This window comes from Streptomyces sclerotialus, assembly GCF_040907265.1.
GTDB lineage: Bacteria > Actinomycetota > Actinomycetes > Streptomycetales > Streptomycetaceae > Streptomyces > Streptomyces sclerotialus.
The window spans coordinates 5,935,817-5,959,412 of the sequence record NZ_JBFOHP010000002.1; the positions used below are offsets into that span (position 1 = coordinate 5,935,817).

The 23,596-nt window shown below is 71.8% G+C and carries 17 protein-coding genes; 15 read left to right on the top strand and 2 right to left on the bottom strand.

Annotated elements, in window-relative coordinates:
• Positions 1-187 precede the first annotated feature (187 nt).
• The 7 genes from AAC944_RS26385 to AAC944_RS26415 all read left to right on the top strand — a co-directional run bounded on the left by AAC944_RS26385 (position 188) and on the right by AAC944_RS26415 (position 8,090).
• Entirely contained in the window at positions 188-1,705 is a 1,518-nt protein-coding gene (locus tag AAC944_RS26385) for a gamma-aminobutyraldehyde dehydrogenase (RefSeq protein WP_030624815.1), read from the top strand.
• 91 nt (positions 1,706-1,796) lie between these two features.
• Entirely contained in the window at positions 1,797-3,044 is a 1,248-nt protein-coding gene (locus AAC944_RS26390) for a polyamine ABC transporter substrate-binding protein (protein WP_030624812.1), read from the top strand.
• A gap of 56 nt (positions 3,045-3,100) precedes the next feature.
• Complete coding sequence (locus AAC944_RS26395; RefSeq protein ID WP_030624808.1) at positions 3,101-4,267, top strand: ABC transporter ATP-binding protein; 1,167 nt, start codon at positions 3,101-3,103, stop codon at positions 4,265-4,267.
• Positions 4,264-5,190, top strand: a complete 927-nt coding sequence (locus tag AAC944_RS26400; RefSeq protein WP_030624805.1) for an ABC transporter permease — start codon at positions 4,264-4,266, stop codon at positions 5,188-5,190. The genes AAC944_RS26395 and AAC944_RS26400 overlap by 4 nt, the downstream gene beginning before the upstream one ends.
• The gene (locus AAC944_RS26405) at positions 5,190-5,975 is read left to right on the top strand and encodes an ABC transporter permease (protein ID WP_030624803.1); all 786 of its coding nucleotides are present in this window, start codon (positions 5,190-5,192) and stop codon (positions 5,973-5,975) included. Before AAC944_RS26400 ends, AAC944_RS26405 begins: the two co-directional genes overlap by 1 nt.
• A gap of 5 nt (positions 5,976-5,980) precedes the next feature.
• Complete coding sequence (locus AAC944_RS26410; protein ID WP_078888994.1) at positions 5,981-7,426, top strand: NAD(P)/FAD-dependent oxidoreductase; 1,446 nt, start codon at positions 5,981-5,983, stop codon at positions 7,424-7,426.
• Between the two features lie 211 nt (positions 7,427-7,637).
• A complete protein-coding gene (locus tag AAC944_RS26415) occupies positions 7,638-8,090 on the top strand; it encodes a hypothetical protein (RefSeq protein WP_030624798.1) in 453 nt (150 codons plus the stop codon).
• A gap of 31 nt (positions 8,091-8,121) precedes the next feature.
• On the opposite strand, the gene AAC944_RS26420 is transcribed toward AAC944_RS26415, so the two are convergent.
• Both AAC944_RS26420 and gabT read right to left on the bottom strand, forming a co-directional pair.
• Entirely contained in the window at positions 8,122-8,601 is a 480-nt protein-coding gene (locus AAC944_RS26420; protein WP_368396458.1) for a phosphatase PAP2 family protein, read from the bottom strand.
• 621 nt (positions 8,602-9,222) lie between these two features.
• The gene (gene gabT, locus AAC944_RS26425; protein WP_030624791.1) at positions 9,223-10,572 is read right to left on the bottom strand and encodes a 4-aminobutyrate--2-oxoglutarate transaminase; all 1,350 of its coding nucleotides are present in this window, start codon (positions 10,570-10,572) and stop codon (positions 9,223-9,225) included.
• Positions 10,573-10,976: 404 nt separating this feature from the next.
• On the opposite strand from gabT, the gene AAC944_RS26430 reads away from it, so the two are divergent.
• From AAC944_RS26430 to ispG, 8 genes are all read left to right on the top strand, one after another.
• Positions 10,977-13,319, top strand: coding sequence for an ATP/GTP-binding protein (locus tag AAC944_RS26430; RefSeq protein WP_438272758.1), 2,343 nt, complete (start codon positions 10,977-10,979; stop codon positions 13,317-13,319).
• A 180-nt stretch (positions 13,320-13,499) separates the two neighbouring features.
• Positions 13,500-15,137, top strand: coding sequence for a PucR family transcriptional regulator (locus AAC944_RS26435; protein ID WP_030624785.1), 1,638 nt, complete (start codon positions 13,500-13,502; stop codon positions 15,135-15,137).
• A 278-nt stretch (positions 15,138-15,415) separates the two neighbouring features.
• Positions 15,416-16,876 (top strand): aldehyde dehydrogenase family protein, encoded by a 1,461-nt coding sequence (locus tag AAC944_RS26440; protein ID WP_030624782.1) that lies wholly within the window; start codon positions 15,416-15,418, stop codon positions 16,874-16,876.
• Positions 16,877-17,045: 169 nt separating this feature from the next.
• On the top strand, positions 17,046-17,219 hold the full coding sequence (gene rpmF, locus AAC944_RS26445) for a 50S ribosomal protein L32 (RefSeq protein ID WP_030624779.1): 174 nt from the start codon (positions 17,046-17,048) through the stop codon (positions 17,217-17,219).
• 206 nt (positions 17,220-17,425) lie between these two features.
• Positions 17,426-19,345: an acyl-CoA dehydrogenase family protein gene (locus AAC944_RS26450; protein WP_030624777.1), complete on the top strand. Its 1,920-nt coding sequence runs from the start codon at positions 17,426-17,428 to the stop codon at positions 19,343-19,345.
• A gap of 265 nt (positions 19,346-19,610) precedes the next feature.
• On the top strand, positions 19,611-20,876 hold the full coding sequence (dxr, locus tag AAC944_RS26455) for a 1-deoxy-D-xylulose-5-phosphate reductoisomerase (RefSeq protein ID WP_030624773.1): 1,266 nt from the start codon (positions 19,611-19,613) through the stop codon (positions 20,874-20,876).
• Positions 20,873-22,177, top strand: a complete 1,305-nt coding sequence (locus AAC944_RS26460) for a M50 family metallopeptidase (protein WP_030624769.1) — start codon at positions 20,873-20,875, stop codon at positions 22,175-22,177. Before dxr ends, AAC944_RS26460 begins: the two co-directional genes overlap by 4 nt.
• 184 nt (positions 22,178-22,361) lie before the next feature.
• Positions 22,362-23,519 carry a flavodoxin-dependent (E)-4-hydroxy-3-methylbut-2-enyl-diphosphate synthase gene (ispG, locus tag AAC944_RS26465; protein ID WP_368396459.1) on the top strand — a complete coding sequence of 386 codons (1,158 nt, stop codon included), beginning with the start codon at positions 22,362-22,364 and terminating at the stop codon, positions 23,517-23,519.
• Positions 23,520-23,596 lie beyond the last annotated feature (77 nt).

Consider the following 23,596-nt stretch of genomic DNA (forward strand, 5'->3'; position numbering starts at 1 on the left):
CAGCGGGCACCGACAATCTGTCGGGCGTCCGTACGACGGATTTCGCAGAATCCGTCGCGTAACCAAAAGGCAACAACGGAATCACTTGTTGGGGCCCCTCTGCTCTGTCAAGATCGGCCATCAATTCGGGAAAGAGCTACGCCCGGCAGGCCCCGCGGAAGCCCGGCCACCGGTGGAGGAGAGCGCCATGGACCAGCGATTCGATGTCACCGAACGATTCGCCCAGGGGGCTCAGTTCATCGCCGGAGAGCTGCGCGCGGGAACGTCGGGACGCATCCAGGACGTGACCGACCCGGCCACCGGTGAGCAGGTGTACCGCTACGAGCTCGCCGGTACGGCGGACGTGGATGCGGCCGTCGAGGCGGCCCGGCAGGCCCTTCCCGGGTGGGCGGGCGCCACCCCCGGTGAGCGCTCCGAGGCGCTGCACCGCTTCGCCGCCGTACTGGACGAGCGGACCGAGGAGTTCGCGTACGCCGAGTCGTTGCAGTGCGGCAAGCCGATCAAGCTGAGCCGGGAGTTCGACGTGCCCGGCTCGGTGGACAACGCCGCCTTCTTCGCGGGCGCCGCGCGCCACCTGGAGGGCAGGGCGGCCGGCGAGTACAGCGGCGACCACACCTCCTCGGTCCGCCGCGAGCCGATCGGCGTCGTCGGCTCCATCGCGCCCTGGAACTACCCGCTGCAGATGGCCAGTTGGAAGGTCCTCCCGGCCGTTGCGGCAGGCAACACCATCGTCCTGAAGCCCGCCGAGATCACCCCGCTGACGTCGGTGATGTACGCCCAGGCCGCACAGGCGGCGGGTGTCCCGGACGGTGTCATCAACATCGTCTCGGGCGCCGGACGGGACGCAGGCGAGCACCTCGTCGGCCACCCCGACGTCGCGATGACCTCCTTCACCGGCTCCACCGCCGTCGGCAAGCGGGTCGCCGAGCTCGCCACCGCCACCGTCAAGCGCCTCCACCTCGAACTGGGCGGCAAAGCCCCCTTCGTGGTCTTCGACGACGCCGACCTGGACGCCGCCGTGCACGGCGCGGTGGCCGGTGCCCTGATCAACACCGGCCAGGACTGCACCGCCGCCACCCGCGCCTACGTCCAGCGCCCCCTGTACGACGCGTTCGTCAGCGGTGTCGCCGACCTCATGGCGACCGTACGGCTCGGCGACCCCTTCGACCCGGCCACCGACCTCGGCCCGCTCATCTCCCACGCCCAGCGCGACCGCGTCGCCGGCTTCGTCGACCGCGCGCGCAAGTACGCCACCGTCGTCACCGGCGGCGAGGCACCCGGGGGCGAGCTGGCCGAGGGCGCGTACTACCGGCCCACCCTCCTCACCGGCGCCGCGCAGGACAGCGAGGCAGTGCAGTCCGAGATCTTCGGCCCGGTGCTGGTCGTGCTGCCCTTCGACAGCGACGACGAGGGCATCGCGCTCGCCAACGACACCCCCTACGGGCTCGCCGCCTCCGCTTGGAGCCGCGACGTCTACCGCACCGGCCGCGCCGTCCGCGAGATCAAGGCCGGCTGCGTGTGGGTCAACGACCACATCCCGATCATCAGCGAGATGCCGCACGGCGGGTACCGGGCGTCGGGCTACGGCAAGGACATGTCGGCGTACTCGTTCGAGGAGTACACGCAGGTCAAGCACGTCATGTACGACATCACGGGGGTGGCCAGGAAGGACTGGCACCGCACCGTCTTCGGGGACCGCGGCTGAGAGCCGTCCGGCGTGCCGGCCTGTCCGGCGCGCCGCACCATCCTCCACTCCACCCGGCTGACCACCGGCCGATTCCGAAAGGCCACACCGTATGGAGCACACCGCGCAGCCCGAGCCGCTCTCCGCGGCCGAACTGGCCGCCGTGCGGCGCAGCATGACCAACGGCCGGATGGCCCTGACCCGGCGGTCCCTGCTGCGCGCGAGCAGCGCCGGGCTGCTGGCGCTCGGCGGCGCGGGCGCGCTGTCGGCCTGCGGGATCCCGCCCGCGGGCCGGACGGACGCGGGGTCCTCCGAGGACCACTCGCGCCGGGAGAAGCGGATCGCGTTCTCCAACTGGACCGAGTACATCGACGTCAGCGAGGACGAGAAGCGCCACCCGACGCTGGACGCCTTCACGCAGCGGACCGGCATCAAGGTCAAGTACACCGAGGACATCAACGACAACGACGAGTTCTTCGGCAAGGTCCAGGCCCAGCTCGCGGCCGGTCAGGACACCGGGCGCGACCTGATCTGCCTGACCGACTGGATGTGCGCCCGGATGATCTCGCTGGGCTGGATCCAGCCGCTGGACCCCGCGCACCTGCCGCACGCGTACACCAACCTCTCGCCCCAGTTCCGCGATCCGGACTGGGATCCGGGCCGCGCGCACTCGTACACCTGGCAGGGCATCCCGACCGTCATCGCGTACAACAAGAAGGCGACCGGCGGCCGGAAGGTCACCTCCGTCAGCCAGCTGCTGGAGGACGGCAGGCTCAAGGGCAAGGTCGCCTTCCTCTCCGAGATGCGCGACAGCATCGGCATGACCCTGATCGACATGGGCAAGCGGCCCGAGGACTTCACCGCCGACGACTTCGACGCGGCGCTCGCGCGGCTCCAGAAAGGCGTGGACGGCAAGCAGATCCGCCGCTTCACCGGCAACGACTACCTCAACGACCTCAGCAAGGGCGACCTGGCGGCCTGCCTCGCCTGGGCGGGGGACGTCGTCCAGCTCCAGAACGACAACAGCGACATCGCGTACGTCATACCGGACGCCGGCTACATGACCTCGACGGACAACCTGATGGTGCCGAACAAGGCGCGCCACAAGGAGAACGCCGAGCGGCTGATCGACTACTTCTACGAGCCGAAGGTCGCGGCCCGTATCGCGGCGTACATCAACTACGTCTGTCCGGTCGACGGGGTGCGCGAAGAGCTTGCGAAGATCGACAAGAGCCTCGCGGACAATCCGCTGATCCTGCCGGACAAGGAGATGGCGGCCAAGTCGCACGCCTTCCGCGCGCTCAGCAGCAAGGAGAGCAAGGAGTTCGCGCAGAAGTTCGCCGACCTCACCGGCGCCTGACCAGCCGGCCCGGCTCCCTTCAGACCTCCGACGACACCGCCCCCGGGAATGGATACATGACCGATCTCGCGACGAACGACAGCAGCGGCGGCGACGTCCGCCTCACCGGGATCAGCAAGACCTACGGCGCGTTCACCGCCGTCCACCCCCTCGACCTGACCGTACCCGCCGGCTCCTTCTTCGCCCTCCTGGGCGCCTCCGGCTGCGGCAAGACCACCACGCTCCGTATGATCGCCGGCCTGGAGGAACCCACCACCGGCACCGTCGAGCTGGCCGGCAAGGACGTCACCGCACTGCCGCCCTACAAGCGCCCGGTGAACACCGTCTTCCAGAACTACGCGCTCTTCCCGCACCTGGACATCTACGAGAACGTCGCCTTCGGGCTGCGCCGCCGCGGCATCAGGTCCGTGAAGAAGCAGGTCGAGGAGATGCTGGACCTCGTCCAGCTCGGACCCATGGCCCGCCGCAAGCCGCAGCAGCTCTCCGGCGGCCAGCAGCAGCGCGTGGCCGTCGCCCGCGCCCTGATCAACCACCCGCAGGTGCTCCTCCTGGACGAGCCGCTCGGGGCCCTGGACCTCAAACTGCGCCGCCAGATGCAGCTGGAGCTCAAGCGCATCCAGACCGAGGTCGGCATCACCTTCGTGCACGTCACGCACGACCAGGAGGAGGCCATGACGATGGCCGACACGGTCGCGGTGATGAACGGCGGCCGCGTCGAGCAGCTGGGCGCGCCTGCCGACCTGTACGAGAACCCGGGCACCACCTTCGTCGCCAACTTCCTCGGCACCTCCAACCTGATCACCGCGGAGATCGCCGAGGCGGACGGCGAGCACCTGCTGCTGACGGCCGGGGACGCCAAGCTCCGGCTGCCCGCCGCGCGGTGTTCCGTGAGCGGCGCCCGTACCGGCGAGAAGGTGCTGGCGGGCGTACGGCCCGAGAAGGTCGCCCTCGCGCACGCCGACGACGCGGGATCGATACCCGAGGGCTTCAACCGGCTGCCGGGCCGCATCAAGGACGCCGGCTTCATCGGCGTCTCCACGCAGTACGTGATCGACGCCCGCGGCGCCGGTGAACTGGCCGTCTACGAGCAGAACATCGAGCGTGACGGCCGGCTGGTGCCGGGCGCCGAGGTGGTGCTGCACTGGAACCCCGCGCACACGTTCGGCCTCTCCGCCGACCAGGACATCGCCGCCGGCGCCGACGCGGAAGAGGAGGCAGCGTGAGCGCCGCCACCCAGGCGCCGCCGGAGCCGGCGCCCGCCCTCGAAGTGCGCAAGCCGCCCGTCCGCAAGCGGCTCGTACCGTACTGGCTGCTGCTGCCCGGCATCCTCTGGCTGCTGGTCTTCTTCGCCGCGCCGCTGGTCTACCAGGCGTCCACGTCCCTCCAGACCGGCTCCCTCGAAGAGGGCTTCAAGGTCACCTGGCACGTCGCCACCTACTGGGACGCGCTGGGCGAGTACTGGCCGCAGTTCGTCCGCTCGGTGCTCTTCGCCGCCGTCGCGACGCTGCTCTGCCTGGTCCTCGGCTACCCGCTCGCGTACCTGATCGCCTTCAAGGCGGGCCGCTGGCGCAACGTGGTGATGATCCTGGTCATCGCGCCGTTCTTCACCAGCTTCCTGATCCGCACGCTGGCCTGGAAGACGATCCTCGCCGACAGCGGCCCGGTCGTGTCCGTCCTGAACTCGCTGCACATCCTGGACGTCACCAGCGCGATCGGCCTCACCGAAGGCACCCGCGTGCTGGCCACCCCGCTCGCGGTCGTCTGCGGCCTCACGTACAACTTCCTGCCGTTCATGATCCTGCCGCTCTACACCTGCCTGGAGCGGATCGACCCCCGGCTGCACGAGGCGGCGGGCGACCTGTACGCGAAGCCCGTCACCACCTTCCGCAAGGTGACCTTCCCGCTCTCCATGCCCGGCGTGGTCGCGGGCACGCTGCTCACCTTCATCCCGGCCGCCGGTGACTACATCAACGCCGAGCTGCTCGGCTCCACCGACCAGAAGATGATCGGCAACGTGATCCAGTCGCAGTTCCTGCGCGTCCTGGACTACCCGACCGCGGCGGCCCTCTCCTTCATCCTCATGGCGGCCATCCTCGCCATGGTCACCCTCTACATCCGCAAGTCGGGGACGGAGGACCTGGTCTGATGCGCTGGCTTCGACGCAATGCGGTGGTGATCGCGGGCCTGCTGACGCTGGCGTACCTGATCCTGCCCAACGTCATCGTGCTGGTCTTCTCGTTCAACAAGCCCAACGGGCGCTTCAACTACGAGTGGCAGCGGTTCTCCACGGACGCCTGGACCGACCCGTGCGGCGTCGCCGACCTGTGCGGCTCGCTGGGCCTCAGCCTCCAGATCGCCCTCTGGGCGACGATCGGCGCCACCGTACTGGGCACCCTGATCGCCTTCGCGCTGGCCCGCTACCGCTTCCGGGCCCGCTCCTCCGTCAACACCCTGATCTTCCTCCCGATGGCGATGCCCGAGGTCGTCATGGCCGCCTCGCTGGCCACGCTCTTCCTCAACATGGGCATCCAGTTCGGCTTCTGGACGATCCTCATCGCGCACATCATGTTCTGCCTGAGCTTCGTCGTCACCGCGGTCAAGGCCCGCGTGATGAGCATGGACCCGCGGCTGGAACAGGCGGCGCAGGACCTCTACGCCTCGCCGACGCAGACGTTCCTGAAAGTGACCCTGCCGATCGCGGCGCCCGGCATCGCGGCCGGCGCGCTGCTCTCCTTCGCCCTCTCGTTCGACGATTTCATCATCACCAATTTCAACGCGGGCTCGACCGTGACCTTTCCCATGTTCGTCTGGGGATCGGCACAACGGGGCACGCCCGTTCAGATCAATGTCATCGGAACGGCGATGTTCCTCATCGCCGTGCTCTGCGTCCTGGCCGGACAACTGTTCACCGGACGCCGTAAGAGGAGCTGAGAACCATGGCACGAGCTGCCATGAACCCCACCGGGCGGACCACCCGGACCCCCGCACCGGCGGTCCACGCGCTCGCGGACGCCGCCCCCACCCCCTTCTGGCTGGACGACCCCGACCGTCCCGCCGCCCTCCCGGCCCTCGTCGGCGACGAGCGCTGCGACCTGCTCGTCGTCGGCGGCGGCTACAGCGGCCTGTGGACCGCGCTGCTCGCCAAGGAGCGCGACCCGGAACGCGACGTCGTCCTGGTCGAGGGCCAGGAGGCCGGCTGGGCCGCCTCCGGCCGCAACGGCGGCTTCTGCGCCGCCTCCCTCACCCACGGCCTCGGCAACGGCCTGGCCCGCTGGCCCGGCGAACTGAAGAAACTCGAAGAGCTGGGCGCCCGCAACCTCGACGCCATCGGGGACGCCGTCGAGCGGTACGGCATCGACTGCGCCTTCGAGCGCACCGGCGAGATCGACCTCGCCACCGAGCCGCACCAGATCGCCGAGCTGAAGGAGGCCGCCGAGGAGACCGCGCGGCTGGGCGTGGGCCGGTACGACTTCCTCGACCGGGACGCCGTACGCGCCGAGGTCGCCTCGCCGACCTTCCTGGCCGGCCTGTGGAACCGCGACGGCGTCGCCATGCTCAATCCGGCCCGCCTCGCCTGGGGCCTGAAGCAGGCCTGCCTGGACCAGGGCGTACGGATCTACGAGCACACCCGCGCCACCGACCTGGCCGCCGACGGCACCGGCATGGCCGTGCGCACGCCCTACGGGCGCGTCTTCGCCCGCCACGTGGCGCTCGGCACCAACGCCTTCCCGAACCTGGTCCGCCGGGTCCGCCCGTACGTCGTCCCGGTCTACGACCACGCCCTGATGACCGAGCCGCTGACCGGCGACCAGCTCGCCGCGATCGGCTGGCAGAACCGCCAGGGCCTCTCCGACAGCAACAACCACTTCCACTACTTCCGCATCACCGCCGACCACCGCATCCTGTGGGGCGGCTACGACATCGTGTACCGGTACGGCGGCGGCGTCCGCGCCGAGTACGACCACCACCCCGCCACGTACGAGAAGCTCGCCCGCCACTTCTTCCAGTGCTTCCCGCAGCTGGAGGGCGTCCGCTTCAGCCACGCCTGGGGCGGCGCGATCGACACCTGCTCCCGCTTCTCGGCGTTCTTCGGCACCGCGCACGGCGGGCGGGTCGCCTACGCCGCCGGCTACACGGGCCTGGGCGTCGGCGCCACCCGTTTCGGCGCCGACGTCATGCTCGATCTGCTCTCCGGCGCCCGCACGGAGCGTACGGAGCTGGAGATGGTCCGCACGAAGCCGCTGCCGTTCCCGCCGGAGCCGCTGCGCTGGGCCGGCATCGGCCTCACCCAGTGGTCGATGACCCGGGCCGACGCGCGCGGCGGCAAGCGGAACCTCTGGCTGAAGGCGATGGACAAGGCGGGCATGGGCTTCGACAGCTGAGAGCCCGGCCCCGGCCGCAGTCCGGCTGCGGCCCCGGCCCCGGCCCCGGCGCGGGCGTGCCCCGGGGTGCGCCCGCGCACCACGCGGCGGCCCGTTGTGATCCACGCCACCCCAAGATCATCGATGGACCCGTGTAAGGAGGCGGCGGCCTCCCGCTCTCCCTCTCGGAACGCGGCCCCGACGGGCCGGCGGGCGAGTGAGGGAGGCAGCCATGGACCCCACACGGGGCAGGCGTGCCGTGGAATGGCTCGTGGCGGTGGCACCGGACCCGGAGTCCTGCCGCTTCGAATGGGAGCGCAACCCGCTCGGGGTGGCGCTCCTCCCGGCCGGACTGGCCTGGGACGTACTGATCATCCCCGGCTCCCTGGGGTATCCCGCGCTCGACGTGCTCACCCACTGCCTCGACCGCCCGGGCCCGGTGCTCGCCGACTTCGGCGACAGCCGCATCGGGTTCTTCGTCCCGCCCGGCACGACGGCCCGCTGGGTGGGCACGGGAGTACGCGGCGCCGGCCCGGGCACCTGGATCGTCGTCCCCTATCCGGGCCGCTGCACGGGCGGCACCCGCTGGCTGATCCCCCCGGACGGCGACGGCACGCTCACCGACCCCGGAGTGCTGGAACTCGCCCTGCACGAGGCGGCGGCACGCATGGCGGGGGAGCCATGAGGACTCCGAGGCGTCCGGCGGGCCGCGCGGATCAGCGGCCCGGGACGCCCTGCGTGCCGTGCCGCCGCCGGACGCCGTGCACCGCGCCGTACAGCACGGTGAGCAGCGCGACCGACAGCGCCCATGAGGCCAGGACGTCCAGCGGCCAGTGGTAGCCGCGGACGACCAGCCCCGGGCCGGTGGCCAGGGCCAGGACGAGCGCCGCGGTGATCAGCAGGCGGCGGGCGGCCGGCGCGGCCGCCCACGGCAGCAGGAGCAGGGCGGCCGCCCCGTACGCGACGGCCGCGGTCGCGGCGTGCCCCGACGGGTAGAAGCCGGTTTCGCCGGCCAGCGCGCCCGGCGGGGCGGGCCGGGCCAGTGCCGCCTGCAACGGCCCGACGAGCGCCGGTACGACGGCCATCGCGACGGCCGCGGCGAGCGGCGGCAGCCACCAGCGGGGGAGCCCCGCGGTCCGCGCCCGCCGTGCCGCGTACGCCACGGCTGCCAGCAGCACGGGCAGGGCCACCGTCATGTTGCCCAGGTCGGCGAGGAATTCGGCGAGCGGCGCGGGCAGGGCACGTGCCAGGAGTACGCGGTCCAGCCGGGCGTCCAGCCGCAGCAGGGCCCCGTGGACGGCGACCTGCCAGGTGAGGAAGGTGAGGAAGAGGAGCGAAGCGGCCAGCGTGCACGCGTACGCGGGGAGAGAGGCCGGCCGCCCCGGAACAGGGGGGTGATTCCGGGGCGGCCGTACTGACCGGCGAACCGCGCGCCCCGGGGGGTCTGGGGCGGGCGGCCATCCGATCGGTGAGGATTCCCGGAGCCGGAGGCTCCGGTGGTGTGCGCGAGGGCACAGCCAGGTCGAAGCCGGGGAAGCGCCGACCGGGCATCGCTCGCAGTCCCCTGCGAGCGGGGTGTTTCTCTCATCTGCAGAAACCGTACGGCAGAGCGGTGGCCTTCCGACAGGCGGATCACCCACCCGCCATGGCCCCCGCACATCTTCTTCACGCGGTCTCGCCACTTCGGGCCGGTGGCCCGGATTCCGCCTCGGGAAAGCGCCGAGCGCCCGCCTCGGGAAAGCGCTGAGCGCCTGCCTCGGGAAAGCGCCGAGCGCCCGCCGGCACGGGCCGACGGGCGCTCAGCGGCTTCGAAGGGCTCAGAGAGCGGCGAAGGCCGACTCCAGGATGTCCAGGCCCTCGTTCAGCAGGTCCTCGCCGATGACCAGCGGCGGCAGGAAGCGGATGACGTTGCCGTACGTACCGGTCGTCAGGATCAGCAGGCCCTCCTGGTGGCAGGCCTTGGCCAGCGCCGAGGTCGCCTCCGGGTTCGGCTCCTTCGAGCCGGACTGCACCAGCTCGATCGCGATCATCGCGCCGCGGCCGCGGACCTCGCCGATGATGTCGTACTTCTCGGCCATGGTCTGCAGACGCGCCTTCATGACCTCCTCGATGCGCTGGGCCTTGGCGTTCAGGTCCAGCTCACGCATGGTCTCGATGGCACCGACGGCGGCGGCGCAGGCGACGGGGTTGCCGCCGTACGTGCCACCGAGGCCACCGGCGTGCGCGGCGTCCATGATCTCCGCGCGCCCGGTCACGGCCGCCAGCGGCAGACCACCGGCAATGCCCTTCGCGGTCGTGATGAGGTCCGGGACGATGCCCTCGTCCTCACAGGCGAACCACTGCCCGGTCCGGCAGAACCCGGACTGGATCTCATCGGCGACGAAGACGATCCCGTTCTCCTTCGCGAAGTTCGCGAGGGCGGGCAGGAAGCCCTTGGCCGGCTCGATGAAGCCGCCCTCGCCGAGCACCGGCTCGATGATGATCGCCGCGACGTTCTCCGCGCCGATCTGCTTGGTGATCTGCGAGATGGCCTGGTCCGCGGCCTCCTGGGCGCAGTTCTCCGGACCGGTCAGCCAGCGGTACGGGTAGGCCAGCGGCACCCGGTAGACCTCGGGCGCGAACGGCCCGAAGCCGTGCTTGTACGGCATGTTCTTCGCCGTCAGCGCCATGGTCAGGTTGGTCCGGCCGTGGTACCCGTGATCGAACACGACCACGGCCTGCCGCTTGGTGTACGCCCGCGCGATCTTGACGGCGTTCTCCACGGCCTCGGCGCCCGAGTTGAACAGCGCCGACTTCTTCCGGTGGTCGCCCGGCGTCAGCTCGGCGAGCTGCTCGCACACCTCGATGTACGGCTCGTACGGCGTGACCATCGCACAGGTGTGGGTGAAGTCGGCGAGCTGCGCGGTCGCGCGGCGCACGACGGCCTCGGCGCTGCTGCCGACCGAGGTCACCGCGATACCGGAACCGAAGTCGATCAGCGAATTCCCGTCCACGTCCTCCAGGACACCGCCGCCGGCGCGCTTGATGAACACGGGCAGCACCGCACCGACACCGGCCGCCACGGTCTCCTGCTTACGCGCCCACAGCTCCTGGGACTTGGGGCCGGGGATCGCGGTGACGACGCGGCGCTCCTGGGGGAGGGCGGGGCCTCCGGTCAGTTCGGACATGGCGGTCTCCTGGAGGGAACGAGGACGCGGACGCGCAGAGGCGGCGTACTACGTGACGTACGAAGGGTTGCGTTCGCAGGCTAGGGGCGGTCGGGCGGCCGGGGCATGCACCGTTCGGGAGAAGTGCGGGGGGCGCGTTGTCCGTACCGGACATAGCGCGGGCCGGGTATGACGACGGCGTACGGCCAGTAGATTGATCCGCGGCACACCGATCGCCGCCTGCCGCACCGCCACCGCTGAACTAGGGGGAACAGGGACACCGGATGGACACCGAGGGCACGCACGACGCACGCAACACCCACCCGGCCCGCCTCCCGCACCCGGCTGCGCACCCGGCTGCGCCGGGAGGGCCGCCGGGGATGCCGTCCGGGGCGGAGCAGGCCGGGGCGGCGAAGGTACCGCCTATGCCCGCCACGGCGCCCGGCGCACCGGAGTCCCCCTTCATGACCTGGCTCCGCGCCCCCCGCGTCCTGGCGGGCCCGGGCATCTGGTCCTTCGAACACCGGCCCCGCCCGAAGGAGGAGCCGCACGAGATCGCGGTGCCGCAGCTGATCGCGGGGGCCGTCATCTCGTTCCTCTGCGCGTGGCTGCTGTGGTCGCTGCTGATGAACGGCTACCTCGGCCCGTACTGGAAGTGGCCGCTGGAGGTGATGCTGCCCGACTCCTGGCGGGCGGGTAACACGGGCGTCATCTCGACCTTCGTGTACATGGCGCTGGTCCTCGGTGTGATCGTCGTCCTCTTCGGGCGGGTGGGCCGGTGGCCGACGCTCTTCCGGCGGCTCCTCGCCCCCGTGGGCCGCCGGGTGTGGAAGCGGCTGCCGGGATGGCTGGCCCCGAAGGACCCGGGTGCCGTCCCCGGCGGCGCGCTGATCCTGCGTGCCGTGGTGGCGCTGGCCGCCGCCTGGCTCCTCTGGGAGTGGTGCACCGACAAGACGCGCGACTCGTCGCTCCTCATGCTCCAGCTGCAGAACCTGACCCCGGACTCGGGCGATCCGGCGTCGTACTTCTACTACTCCACGAGCTACTCGCTCATCGACCTCGCGATCCTGCTGGCCGTGCTCGCCCCGTTCGGGTGCTGGGCCGAGGTGTGGCGCCGCCACGCCCCGCCCGGCCGGCGCCGCGGGACCGACGCCGCGGACGCCGCCGAGGCCGAGGCACCGGTCCTCCAGGTCGACCAAGCCGAGTGGGCCGAGTTGCGGGCCGCCGGGGCCGGAGGGGCCGCTGACCGGCTGGCGCGGGAGGCGCGGGCCGGGCTGATGAACGACGTCGACCATGCGCGGATCACCCGCGCCTGGGAGTCCGTACGGGTGCAGACGAGCCGCTTCCCCGCCTTCGTCGAGAGCGTCCAGCAGCACGGCTCCGGTGCCTGCGGCCACCCCTCCGGCGCCCGTGACCTGCCGGTGCGCACCGCCCGGCACGACCTGCTCACCGGCCAGGTGCGCATCGGCACGGCGTCCGACGACCTCCGTAACCCCTACGACCGGCGCGGCACCGGTACGGCGCTCGACCCCGCCGTGCTGGGGACCTCGTTGCTGGCGGTCGGGCCGCCCGGTGCGGGCAAGACGTCCCGCCTGGTGCGCCCGGTACTGGAGGCCATGTGCCTGCAGGCGCTGGCCGGCCGGGCCGCGGTGGTCTCGGTCGGGGCGGCCGGGGACGGCCCGGCGGCGGACGGCGCGTTCGACGTCGTCGTCCGCGTGGGACACCGCGAATCCCCCTGCGACCTCGACCTCTACGGCGGTACCACCGACCCCGACGAGGCGGCCGCCGTGTTGGCGGAGGCGCTGGTGGGGGATGTGACGGCGGGGCTGCCGGGTGGGGAGAGCCGGCGGGCTGCGACGGTGCTGGGGCAGTTGCTGGGGCCGTTCCGGGCGGCGCACGGGCGGTTCCCCGGGGTGGCCGAGCTGCGGGAGCTGCTGGACGGGGCGCCGGAGGCGACGGCCGCGCTGCGGACCGCGCTGGAGGCGGCGGGCGAGCACGGCGCGCTGCGCGAGCTGGACGCCCGGGAGCGGCAGGCGCAGCGCGCCGGCGACGTCGGGGCGCTGCTCGCGGACCGGATCGCGCTGCTGGACCGCCCCGCGTTCGCGGGGTTCTTCGACCCGACGGGGCAGTCGCGGCAGGTGTCGCTGCAGGCGCTGGACCGCCCGCTGCGGGTACGGATCGACCTGCCCGAGCGCGGGCACGCCGACGCGTCGCGGATCTTGGCGCGGCTGGTGCTCGCGCAGTTCACCGAGTGCGCGGTGGCGCGGGCCGACCGGTCGGTGTTCGCGTGTCTGGTGCTCGACGACGCCTCGCATGTCGTCACCCAGGAGGCGCTGCGGGGCCTGCAGCGGCTGCGGTCCGCGAACGCCGGGGTCGTACTGACCCTGCGGGCGCTGGACGACGTGCCGGAGGCGCTGCGCGGGGCGCTGCTGGGGACGGTCGGCTGCCGGATGGCGTTCGCGGGCGTGACGACGTGGGACGGCGCGCGGTTCGCCGAGGTGTGGGGCAAGGCGTGGGTGGAGACGCGGGACGTCACCGACCGGCAGATCGTCTCCGACGAGCCGTTCACCAAGCTGATGCATTCGATCAGGCGGCTGGTGACGGGCAAGGACGTGACGGCGAAGGCGGTGACGGTACGGACCGTGGAGCGGGAGCGTTGGTCGGCGTCGGACCTGGCCAACGCCGTACCGGCCGGGCACGCGGTGTTGTCGGTGACCTCGGTGACGGGGGAGTCGGCCCCGCCGGTACTGGTGGACCTGCGCGGCTGAGCCGCGGCCTCCCGGGGCATGCGGCCACTGGGGGGCGTGCGGCCACTCGGGGGCGTGCGGCCTTCGCCGGAAGGCCGGAAGCGGCCGCCCCGATTCCTCCGCTGAGGCAGAATTGGTGGTGGCCGTTCATACGGGACGGAGGAAACCCCCGGCTCCCGCCGCACGCGCATCGAAGGTCCCATGCCTCACACCCTTGGCTCTCTCGCCCACCACTCCGCGCTCAAGCTGACCGTGCTCGCGGGCGAGGACCGGCTGGACACCCCCGTCCGCTGGGCGCACGTGAGCGAGCTGATCGACCCGGTGCCCTACATGGAGGGCGGCGAGCTGCTGCTGATCACCGCGCTCAAGCTGGACGCGGAGGATCCGGAGGTGGCGCGGCGGTACGTACGGCGGATCGCGGGCGCCGGGGTGGTGGGCCTGGGCTTCGCGGTCGGGGTGAACTACGAGGACGTGCCGGAGGCGCTGCTCACCGCGGCCCGCGAGGAGGACTTCCCGCTGCTCGCGGTGCCGCGCCGGACGCCGTTCGTGGCGATCAGCAAGGCCGTCTCGGCGGCCGTGGCCGCCGATCAGTACCGCGCGGTGACCGAGGGCTTCGAGGCGCAGCGGGAGCTGACCCGCGCGGCGCTGTCCGCCGAGGGCCCGGCGGAGCTGCTCGCCCGGCTCGCCGCGCACCTGAAGGGCTGGGCCGCGCTGTACGACGCCTCCGGCGCGGTGGTCGCCGCGGCCCCCGACTGGGCGGCCCGCCGCGCGGCGCGCCTCACCGACGACATCGGCAAGCTGCGCGAGCGTCCGGCCCCCGCGAGCTCGGTGGTCCCGGACGCCGAGGGCGAGGACCGGGTGGAGCTGCAGTCGCTGGGCACGGGGCGCCGGGCACGCGGCGTCCTCGCGGTCGGTACGGGCGCGCCGCTGGGCACGGCGGAGCGGTACGCGGTGCACTCCGCCGTCGCCCTGCTGACCCTGACCACCGAGCGGTCCCGCGCGCTGCAGGAGGCCGAGCAGCGCCTCGGGGCCGCGGTGCTGCGGATGCTGCTGGCCGGCGAGCCGGACCACGCGCGGGCCGTGGCGGGGCGGCTGTACGGCGGTCTGCTGGACGCGCCGTTCCGGATGCTGGTGGCGGAGCAGGTGCCCGGCGGCAACGGCGAGGAGTGGTCCGCCGCCGAGGCGACGGCCGCGCTGGACGCGCTCGCCGACGCGATGGAGTCGGCGGCGGCACGGAGCGGTGAGGCGGTGCTCGCCGTACCGGACGGCAGCCGGCTGACCGTGCTCGCCGCGGACGGCGGCGCGGCGGCCGAGGCGGGTGCCGGCCACGCTGCCGCGCTGGAGGCCCGTACCGGGGCCGGCACCGGCACGCACAAGCGGGCGCCCGGCGCGGTCCGCGGCACCCCGGGCCTGGCCGTCGGCCTCTCGGCGCCGTCCGGGCCCGCCGCCGCTTCGGCCGCCTACCGTCAGGCCGAGCAGGCGATGTCGGTGGCCAGGCGGCGCGGCCGGGTCCTGGTCGAGCACGAGGACGTGGCGGCCGGTTCCGTGCTGCCCCTCCTCGCCGACGACGCGGTACGCGCCTTCGCCGACGGGATGCTGCGCGCGCTGCACGACCACGACGCGACCGGCCGCGGTGACCTGGTGGCCTCGCTGCGCGCCTGGCTGTCCCGGCACGGCCAGTGGGACGCGGCCGCCGCCGACCTCGGAGTGCACCGGCACACGCTGCGCTACCGGATGCGCCGCGTCGAGGAGATCCTCGGCCGCTCCCTGGACGACCCGGACGTACGGATGGAACTGTGGCTGGCCCTGAAGGCGACCACGTGCTCGCCCGACTCCTGAGCAGCGGGGGAGCGACCTGTCCCCGGGCCACCGGGAAGCCCCGCGGCCGCCTCCGAGCCCCCTCAGCCGGCCCGGAGTCCCCTCCGTCACCCCCGCACTCGCCAATCCGTAGGACCAGCTCCGCGGACTAGTACGTCCCGGACAAACACCGGTGCGGGAGCGCGCCCCTACCGTGGATCCCGTCCGGAAGGGCGACCGAGGCCGGGCGTGGCGGGAACCGCCGCGCGCACCGGCCGGCGCGCCACTCACCACGCCACCGAGAAGGGCCGGTAACCACTGTGCCGATCCGTAATGACGCAGCCACCACGGCTTTCTGGCTCGCCGGCCGGGAGGCCACCGGCACCGAGACCTTCGAGGTCACCTCGCCCTGGGACGGCCGCACCGTCGGCACCGTGAGCGTGCCCACCGAGGAGCAGGTCGAGGAGGCCGTGGCCGCCTCCGTCGCGGTGCAGGCCGAGTTCGCCGCCACCCCCGCGCACGTGCGCGCCGCCGCGCTGGACCACGTCACCAAGCGCCTGGTGGAGCGTACGGAGGAGATCGCCCAGCTGATCTCCGCGGAGAACGGCAAGCCGATCAAGTGGGCGCGCGGCGAGGTCGGCCGCGCCGTGTCGGTCTTCCGGTTCGCCGCGGAGGAGGCCCGCCGCTTCAACGCCGGCGAGGCCATGCGCCTGGACACCGACGGCGGCGGCGCGGGCCGCCTCGCGCTGATCCGCCGGGTCCCGAAGGGCACCGTGCTCGGCATCGCGCCGTTCAACTTCCCGCTCAACCTGAGCGCCCACAAGGTCGCCCCGGCCATCGCGGCCGGCGTGCCGATCATCCTCAAGCCCGCCCCGGCCACCCCGCTCTCCGGCCTGATCCTCGGCGAGCTGCTGGCCGAGACCGAGCTGCCGGCCGGCTCCTGGAGCGTCCTGTCGGTGCCGAACGACCGGATGCCCGCGCTGGTCCAGGACGAGCGGCTGCCGGTGATCTCCTTCACCGGTTCCGAGAAGGTCGGCTACGCGATCATGGACTCGGTGCCGCGCAAGCACTGCACCCTGGAGCTCGGCGGCAACGGCGCGGCGGTCATCCTCGCCGACTACTCCTCCGAGGCGGACCTGGACTGGGCGGCGCAGCGCATCGCCACCTTCTCCAACTACCAGGGCGGCCAGTCCTGCATCTCCGTGCAGCGCGTGATCGCCGACGCGTCCGTGTACGACCGGTTGCTGCCGAAGATCGTCGAGCGTGTCGAGGCGCAGGTCACCGGCGACCCGACGGACCCCGCGACCGAGGTCGGCCCGCTGGTCAGCGAGGACGCCGCCCGGCGCGTGGAGTCCTGGGTCGACGAGGCCGTGCAGGCCGGCGCCCAGCTGCTCGCCGGCGGCAAGCGGGAGGGCGCCACGTACGCGCCGACCGTCCTCGCCGACCTGCCCGAGGGCACCACGCTCGCGTGCGAGGAGGTCTTCGGACCGGTCCTGTCGGTACAGAAGGCGGACGGCGAGGAGGCGGCCTTCGCCGCCGTCAACAGCTCCAAGTACGGCCTCCAGGCAGGCGTGTTCACGCACGACCTGCAGACCGCCTTCCGCGCCCACAAGGTGCTGGAGGTGGGCGGCGTGATCATCGGCGACGTGCCGTCGTACCGCGCCGACCAGATGCCGTACGGCGGCGCCAAGCAGTCCGGTGTGGGCCGCGAGGGCGTCCGCTACGCGATGGAGGACTACACCTACGAGCGAGTGATGGTGATGACCGGGCTGGAACTCTGACGCTTCCGGCAGCAGAGCCGGACACTGGACAGCAGGGGCCGGGGCGCACATCGGGTGCGCCCCGGCCCTCCGGCTTTCCCGGACGCGGGTCCGCGCACCCCCAGAAGAATGGGAATCATTTTCATGTAGGCTGTCGGTCGTCCCCCGCAGACCGACAGGGAGAAGACCCATGGCCGTCCCCAAGCGGAAGATGTCCCGCTCCAACACCCGTCACCGCCGCTCCAACTGGAAGGCCGCGCAGCCGGACCTGGTGCCGATCACGATCGACGGCAGCCAGTACACCGTGCCGCGCCGTCTGGTGAAGGCGTACCAGCGCGGGCTGATCGACCCGCCGCGGGACTGACGGCGGGGCCGGGCGCCGGGCCGGGAGCTGTGCGCGGCGGGCGGCGGGCGAACGTCCGTATGCGCGAGGACTGGTGCAAGTCGTGCGGATCGGGTACAGACTCACAAGTAGCACTGACCGGTAGCCAACCCGGGCAGGCCACTGACCGGTAGCCGACCCGGCGGACCGGTACGGACCACCGACCCCGCGGTGAGGTGACCCTCCTCATGACGGCTCCATCCACCCGCAACGTCTCCGAGCGCGAAGCCCGGCAGGTCGCCGAGGCGGCCCGTGAACAGGACTGGCGCAAGCCCAGCTTCGCCAAGGAGCTGTTCCTCGGGCGCTTCCGGCTCGACCTCATACACCCCCACCCCACGCCCGCCGCGGAAGCGGTCCAGCGTGGTGAGGAATTCCTGGCCAAGCTCCGCGACTTCTGCGAGACGAAGATCGACGGTGCGCGCATCGAGCGCGAGGCGCAGATCCCCGACGAGACCATCGCCGGTCTCAAGGAGATCGGCGCGCTCGGCATGAAGATCGACACCAAGTACGGTGGCCTGGGCCTCACCCAGGTGTACTACAACAAGGCCCTGTCGCTGGTCGGTTCCGTCAGCCCGGCGGTCGGGGCGCTGCTCTCCGCGCACCAGTCGATCGGCGTACCGCAGCCGCTGAAACTGTTCGGCACACAGGAGCAGAAGGACCAGTTCCTGCCGCGGCTGGCCCGTACGGACATCTCCGCGTTCCTGCTCACCGAACCGGACGTAGGTTCGGACCCGGCCCGGCTGGCCACCATGGCCGTACCGGACGGGGACGACTACGTACTGGACGGCGTGAAGCTGTGGACGACCAACGGCGTCGTCGCCGACCTGCTCGTCGTGATGGCCCGGGTACCCAAGTCCGAGGGACACAAGGGCGGCATCACCGCCTTCGTCGTCGAGGCGGGCTCGGACGGCATCACGGTGGAGAACCGCAACGCCTTCATGGGCCTGCGCGGCATAGAGAACGGCGTCACCCGCTTCCACCAGGTACGGGTGCCCGCTGCGAACCGCATCGGCCCCGAGGGCGCGGGCCTGAAGATCGCGCTGACCACGCTCAACACGGGGCGGCTGTCGCTGCCCGCCATGTGCGTGGGCGTCGGCAAGTGGTGCCTGAAGATCGCCCGCGAGTGGTCCGCCGCGCGCGAGCAATGGGGCAAGCCGGTCGCCGAGCACGAGGCGGTCGGCGGCAAGATCTCCTTCATCGCCGCCACCACCTTCGCGCTGGAAGCCGTCGTCGACCTCTCCTCGCAGATGGCCGACGAGGACCGCAACGACATCCGCATCGAAGCGGCGCTCGCCAAGCTGTACGGCTCGGAGATGGGCTGGCTGATGGCCGACGAACTGGTCCAGATCCGCGGCGGCCGCGGCTTCGAGACCGCCGAGTCGCTCGCCGCGCGCGGCGAACGGGCCGTCCCCGCCGAACAGGTGCTGCGCGACATGCGCATCAACCGGATCTTCGAGGGCTCCACGGAGATCATGCACCTGCTCATCGCCCGCGAGGCGGTGGACGCCCATCTGTCCGTCGCCGGCGACCTCATCGACCCCGACAAGTCCCTCACGGACAAGGGGAAGGCCGCGGCGCGGGCCGGCGGCTTCTACGCCCGCTGGCTGCCCAAGCTGGTCGCCGGGCCCGGCCAGGTGCCCGGCACGTACGCGGAGTTCGGCGAGCTGGCCACACACCTGCGGTACGTCGAACGCACCTCCCGCAAGCTCGCGCGCTCCACGTTCTACGCGATGTCGCGCTGGCAGGGCCGGATGGAGACCAAGCAGGGCTTCCTCGGGCGGATCGTGGACATCGGCGCCGAGCTGTTCGCCATGAGCGCGGCGTGCGTACGGGCCGAGCACCTGAAGGCCACCGGCGAGCACGGCCGCGAGGCGCACCAGCTGGCCGAGGTGTTCTGCCGGCAGGCCAGGATCCGCGTCGAGGAACTGTTCGCACGGCTGTGGACCAACACCGACGACCTGGACCGCAAGGTCGTGGCCGGGGTCCTGACCGGTACGTACGCCTGGCTGGAGGAAGGCGTCATCGACCCCAGCGGCGACGGCCCGTGGATCGCGGACGCGACACCGGGGCCCGCCCGGAGGGAGAACGTGCACCGGCGCATCAGGTGAGACGTGCACCGCACGGATCCGGTGACGGGCGGATCCGTGCGGTGACGGGACGGGGGACGGGCCGGTCCCCGCGAGCAGGGGACCGGCCCGTACTGGGCCCGCTGGACGGGACCGGGCAGGCCGGCCGCCCCGGGGCGGCTACGGCTACTGCCGATCGGCAGCGGGCCCCGCGCACCACCCGCCGCGCCTCCCGGCGCCCCCGGCCGGGCCGGACTTCCGCGAGCTGGTGTCCGTACTCCGGACGTGACCGGCCACAATGGTGCCCATGACGGAATCCCTCGCCCATCCGCACCTGCGTTTCACCCCGGCGCCCGCCGTACCCGGCGAGCCACGCGACATCGTGATCCTCGGCTCCACCGGCTCCATCGGCACCCAGGCGATCGATCTCGTCCTGCGCAACCCCGACCGCTTCCGCGTCACCGGCCTGTCCGCGGCCGGCGGCCGGGTCGCGCTCCTCGCCGAGCAGGCCCGGCAGCTGCGCGTCGGCACCGTCGCGGTGGCCCGCGAGGACGTCGTACCCGCGCTGCGCGAGGCGCTGGCCGCACAGTACGGACCGGGCGAGCCGCTGCCGGAGATCCTGGCCGGCCCCGACGCCGCCACCCAGCTCGCCGGTACCAAGTGCCACACCGTACTGAACGGCATCACCGGCTCCATCGGCCTCGCCCCCACCCTCGCGGCCCTGAAGAGCGGCGCCTCCCTCGCGCTCGCCAACAAGGAGTCGCTGATCGTGGGCGGCCCGCTGGTCAAGGCGCTCGCGCAGCCCGGCCAGATCGTCCCCGTCGACTCCGAGCACTCCGCACTCTTCCAGGGCCTGATGGGCGGCCCCCGCGAAGAGGTACGCAAGCTGGTCGTCACCGCCTCCGGCGGCCCGTTCCGCGGCCGCAGCAGGGCCGAGCTGGCCACCGTCACGCCCGAGCAGGCCCTCGCACACCCCACCTGGGCGATGGGCCCCGTCATCACGATCAACTCCGCCACCCTGGTCAACAAGGGCCTGGAGGTCATCGAGGCACACCTGCTGTACGACGTGCCCTTCGAGCGCATCGAGGTCGTCGTCCACCCGCAGTCCTACATCCACTCCATGGTCGAGTTCACCGACGGCTCCACTCTCGCCCAGGCCAGCCCGCCCGACATGCGCATGCCCATCGCGCTGGCCCTCGGCTGGCCCGAGCGCATCCCGGACGCGGCCCCCGGCATCGACTGGACCAAGGCCCACACCTGGGAGTTCTTCCCGCTGGACCAGGAGGCCTTCCCCTCCGTACCGCTCGCCTGCCACGTCGGCGCACTCGGCGGCACCGCACCCGCCGTCTTCAACGCCGCCAACGAGGAATGCGTCGACGCATTCCTGAAGGGCGGGCTGCCCTTCACAGGAATTGTCGATACGGTCGCCGAAGTCGTCGCCGAGCACGGCACGCCCGCGCCGGGAACGTCCCTGACCCTCTCGGACGTACTGGAAGCGGAGACCTGGGCGCGCTCCCGCGCCCGTGAACTGGCCGCCCGCGCGGCACGCACACCATCGGAGGCCCGCGCATGACGACCTGGATGACCATCCTCGGCATCGTCGTCTTCGTCGTCGGCCTGCTCTTCTCGATCGCCTGGCACGAGCTGGGGCACCTGTCGACGGCCAAGATGTTCGGCATCCGCGTGCCGCAGTACATGGTGGGCTTCGGGCCGACGCTCTTCTCCCGCAGGAAGGGCGACACCGAGTACGGCATCAAGGCCATCCCGGCCGGCGGCTACATCCGCATGATCGGCATGTTCCCGCCCGGCGACGACGGGAAGCTGTCGGCGCGCTCCACCTCGCCCTGGCGCGGAATGATCGAGGACGCCCGTTCGGCCGCCTTCGAGGAGCTGCAGCCGGGCGACGAGAAGCGGCTGTTCTACACCCGCAAGCCCTGGAAGCGCGTCATCGTGATGTTCGCCGGGCCGTTCATGAACCTGATCCTCGCGGTCGTGATCTTCATGAGCGTCCTGATGGGCTTCGGCATCAACACCCAGACCACCCAGGTCGGCTCGGTCTCGGACTGTGTCATCGCGGCCTCCGCCAAGACCGACAAGTGTCCGTCCGGGGCCAAGGACTCCCCGGCCAAGGCCGCGGGCCTGCGGGCCGGCGACCGCATCGTCGCCTTCGACGGGCGGCCGATGCCTGACTGGGACACCCTCCAGCAGGCCATCCGGGACACCACCGGGCCCGCGACGATCACCGTCGAGCGGGACGGCGCGCGGAAGGAGCTGCACGCCGACCTCATCGAGAACAAGGTCGCCAAGACCGACGGCCACGGCGGCTACGTCGCCGACCAGTACGTCACCGCCGGCTTCCTCGGCTTCACCCCCGCCAGCGGCATCGTCCGGCAGGACTTCGGCCAGTCCGTCGACCGCATGGGCAACATGGTCAAGCAGGGCGTCGACTCGCTCATCGCCCTGCCCGGCAAGGTCCCCGACCTGTGGAACGCCGCCTTCAACGGCGGCGAGCGCAAGCAGGACTCCCCGATGGGTGTCGTGGGCGCAGCGCGCGTCGGCGGCGAGGTCTTCTCGCTGGACATCCCGCCGTCCCAGCGGGTCGCGACCATGCTTTTCCTGGTCGCCGGTTTCAACCTCTCGCTCTTCCTGTTCAACATGCTGCCGCTGCTGCCGCTGGACGGCGGGCACATCGCGGGCGCTCTGTGGGAGTCGCTGCGCCGCGCCTTCGCCAAGGTCTTCCGGCGCCCCGACCCCGGCCCCTTCGACGTGGCGAAGCTCATGCCGGTCGCCTACGTCGTCGCCGGCATCTTCATCTGCTTCACGCTGCTGGTGCTGGTCGCGGACGTCGTGAACCCGGTACGGCTGACCGGCTAGCAGCGCCGCCGAAGCCCGCTCCGGTACGCCGGGCACTCGTGCGAACACGTACGGGTGTCCGGCAACCGTCCTTTCGGGCGGTGTAAACCTGCGCGATGTGCCTCCGGCAATGCCCGTGACGTAACCTCGGCCACGGAGCCCGCCGATCTCGGGTCCTTGATCACACCTTGGGGAAGCTCGTCAGATGACTGCCATTGCGCTGGGAATGCCGGACGTTCCGACCAAGCTCGCCGACCGCCGTGTCAGCCGCAAAATACACGTCGGGCCGGTGGCCGTCGGCGGGGATGCGCCGGTGTCGGTGCAGTCGATGACGACGACGCGTACGGCGGACATCGGGGCGACGCTGCAGCAGATCGCGGAGCTGACGGCGTCGGGCTGTCAGATCGTGCGGGTGGCGTGTCCGACGCAGGACGACGCGGATGCGCTGCCGATCATTGCGAAGAAGTCGCAGATCCCGGTGATCGCCGATATTCACTTCCAGCCGAAGTACGTGTTCGCGGCGATCGATGCGGGCTGTGCGGCGGTGCGGGTGAACCCGGGCAACATCAAGCAGTTCGACGACAAGGTCAAGGAGATCGCCAAGGCGGCCTCGGACGCCGGCACGCCGATCCGGATCGGGGTGAACGCGGGGTCGCTGGACCGTCGGCTGCTGCAGAAGTACGGCAAGGCCACTCCCGAGGCGCTGGTGGAGTCGGCGCTGTGGGAGGCGTCGCTGTTCGAGGAGCACGGGTTCCGGGACATCAAGATCTCGGTGAAGCACAACGACCCGGTGGTGATGGTCAACGCCTATCGGCAGCTGGCCGCGCAGTGCGACTATCCGCTGCACCTGGGGGTGACCGAGGCGGGTCCGGCGTTCCAGGGGACGATCAAGTCGGCGGTGGCCTTCGGGGCGCTGCTGAGCGAGGGGATCGGGGACACGATCCGGGTGTCGCTGTCGGCGCCGCCGGCGGAGGAGATCAAGGTCGGTATCTCCATTCTGGAGTCGCTGAATCTGCGGCAGCGGCGGCTGGAGATCGTCTCGTGTCCGTCGTGCGGGCGGGCGCAGGTGGATGTGTACAAGCTGGCCGAGGAGGTCACCGCGGGGCTGGACGGTATGGAGGTGCCGCTGCGGGTCGCGGTGATGGGCTGTGTGGTCAACGGTCCGGGTGAGGCCCGTGAGGCGGACCTGGGGGTGGCCTCCGGTAACGGCAAGGGCCAGATCTTCGTGAAGGGTGAGGTCATCAAGACCGTGCCGGAGTCGAAGATCGTGGAGACCCTCATCGAGGAAGCCATGAAGATCGCCGAGCAGATGGAGAAGGACGGGGTGGCTTCGGGGGAGCCTTCGGTGGCGGTCGCGGGCTGACCTCCGTTCCCTGGCAGGGCCCCTCCCTCTCCCCGACCGACCGGTGCGAGGCCCCTCCCCCACCTCCACCGCACACC

What these genes read in the sequence shown, in the direction of transcription:
- AAC944_RS26385 (WP_030624815.1), top strand. Translation starts at nt 188, where the DNA reads ATGGACCAGCGATTCGATGTCACCGAACGATTCGCCCAGGGGGCTCAG.
- AAC944_RS26390 (WP_030624812.1), top strand. Translation starts at nt 1,797, where the DNA reads ATGGAGCACACCGCGCAGCCCGAGCCGCTCTCCGCGGCCGAACTGGCC.
- AAC944_RS26395 (WP_030624808.1), top strand. Translation starts at nt 3,101, where the DNA reads ATGACCGATCTCGCGACGAACGACAGCAGCGGCGGCGACGTCCGCCTC.
- AAC944_RS26405 (WP_030624803.1), top strand. Translation starts at nt 5,190, where the DNA reads ATGCGCTGGCTTCGACGCAATGCGGTGGTGATCGCGGGCCTGCTGACG.
- AAC944_RS26410 (WP_078888994.1), top strand. Translation starts at nt 5,981, where the DNA reads ATGGCACGAGCTGCCATGAACCCCACCGGGCGGACCACCCGGACCCCC.
- AAC944_RS26415 (WP_030624798.1), top strand. Translation starts at nt 7,638, where the DNA reads ATGGACCCCACACGGGGCAGGCGTGCCGTGGAATGGCTCGTGGCGGTG.
- AAC944_RS26420 (WP_368396458.1), bottom strand. Translation starts at nt 8,601, where the DNA reads ATGACGGTGGCCCTGCCCGTGCTGCTGGCAGCCGTGGCGTACGCGGCA.
- gabT (WP_030624791.1), bottom strand. Translation starts at nt 10,572, where the DNA reads ATGTCCGAACTGACCGGAGGCCCCGCCCTCCCCCAGGAGCGCCGCGTC.
- AAC944_RS26430 (WP_438272758.1), top strand. Translation starts at nt 10,977, where the DNA reads ATGCCCGCCACGGCGCCCGGCGCACCGGAGTCCCCCTTCATGACCTGG.
- AAC944_RS26435 (WP_030624785.1), top strand. Translation starts at nt 13,500, where the DNA reads ATGCCTCACACCCTTGGCTCTCTCGCCCACCACTCCGCGCTCAAGCTG.
- rpmF (WP_030624779.1), top strand. Translation starts at nt 17,046, where the DNA reads ATGGCCGTCCCCAAGCGGAAGATGTCCCGCTCCAACACCCGTCACCGC.
- AAC944_RS26450 (WP_030624777.1), top strand. Translation starts at nt 17,426, where the DNA reads ATGACGGCTCCATCCACCCGCAACGTCTCCGAGCGCGAAGCCCGGCAG.
- dxr (WP_030624773.1), top strand. Translation starts at nt 19,611, where the DNA reads ATGACGGAATCCCTCGCCCATCCGCACCTGCGTTTCACCCCGGCGCCC.
- AAC944_RS26460 (WP_030624769.1), top strand. Translation starts at nt 20,873, where the DNA reads ATGACGACCTGGATGACCATCCTCGGCATCGTCGTCTTCGTCGTCGGC.
- ispG (WP_368396459.1), top strand. Translation starts at nt 22,362, where the DNA reads ATGACTGCCATTGCGCTGGGAATGCCGGACGTTCCGACCAAGCTCGCC.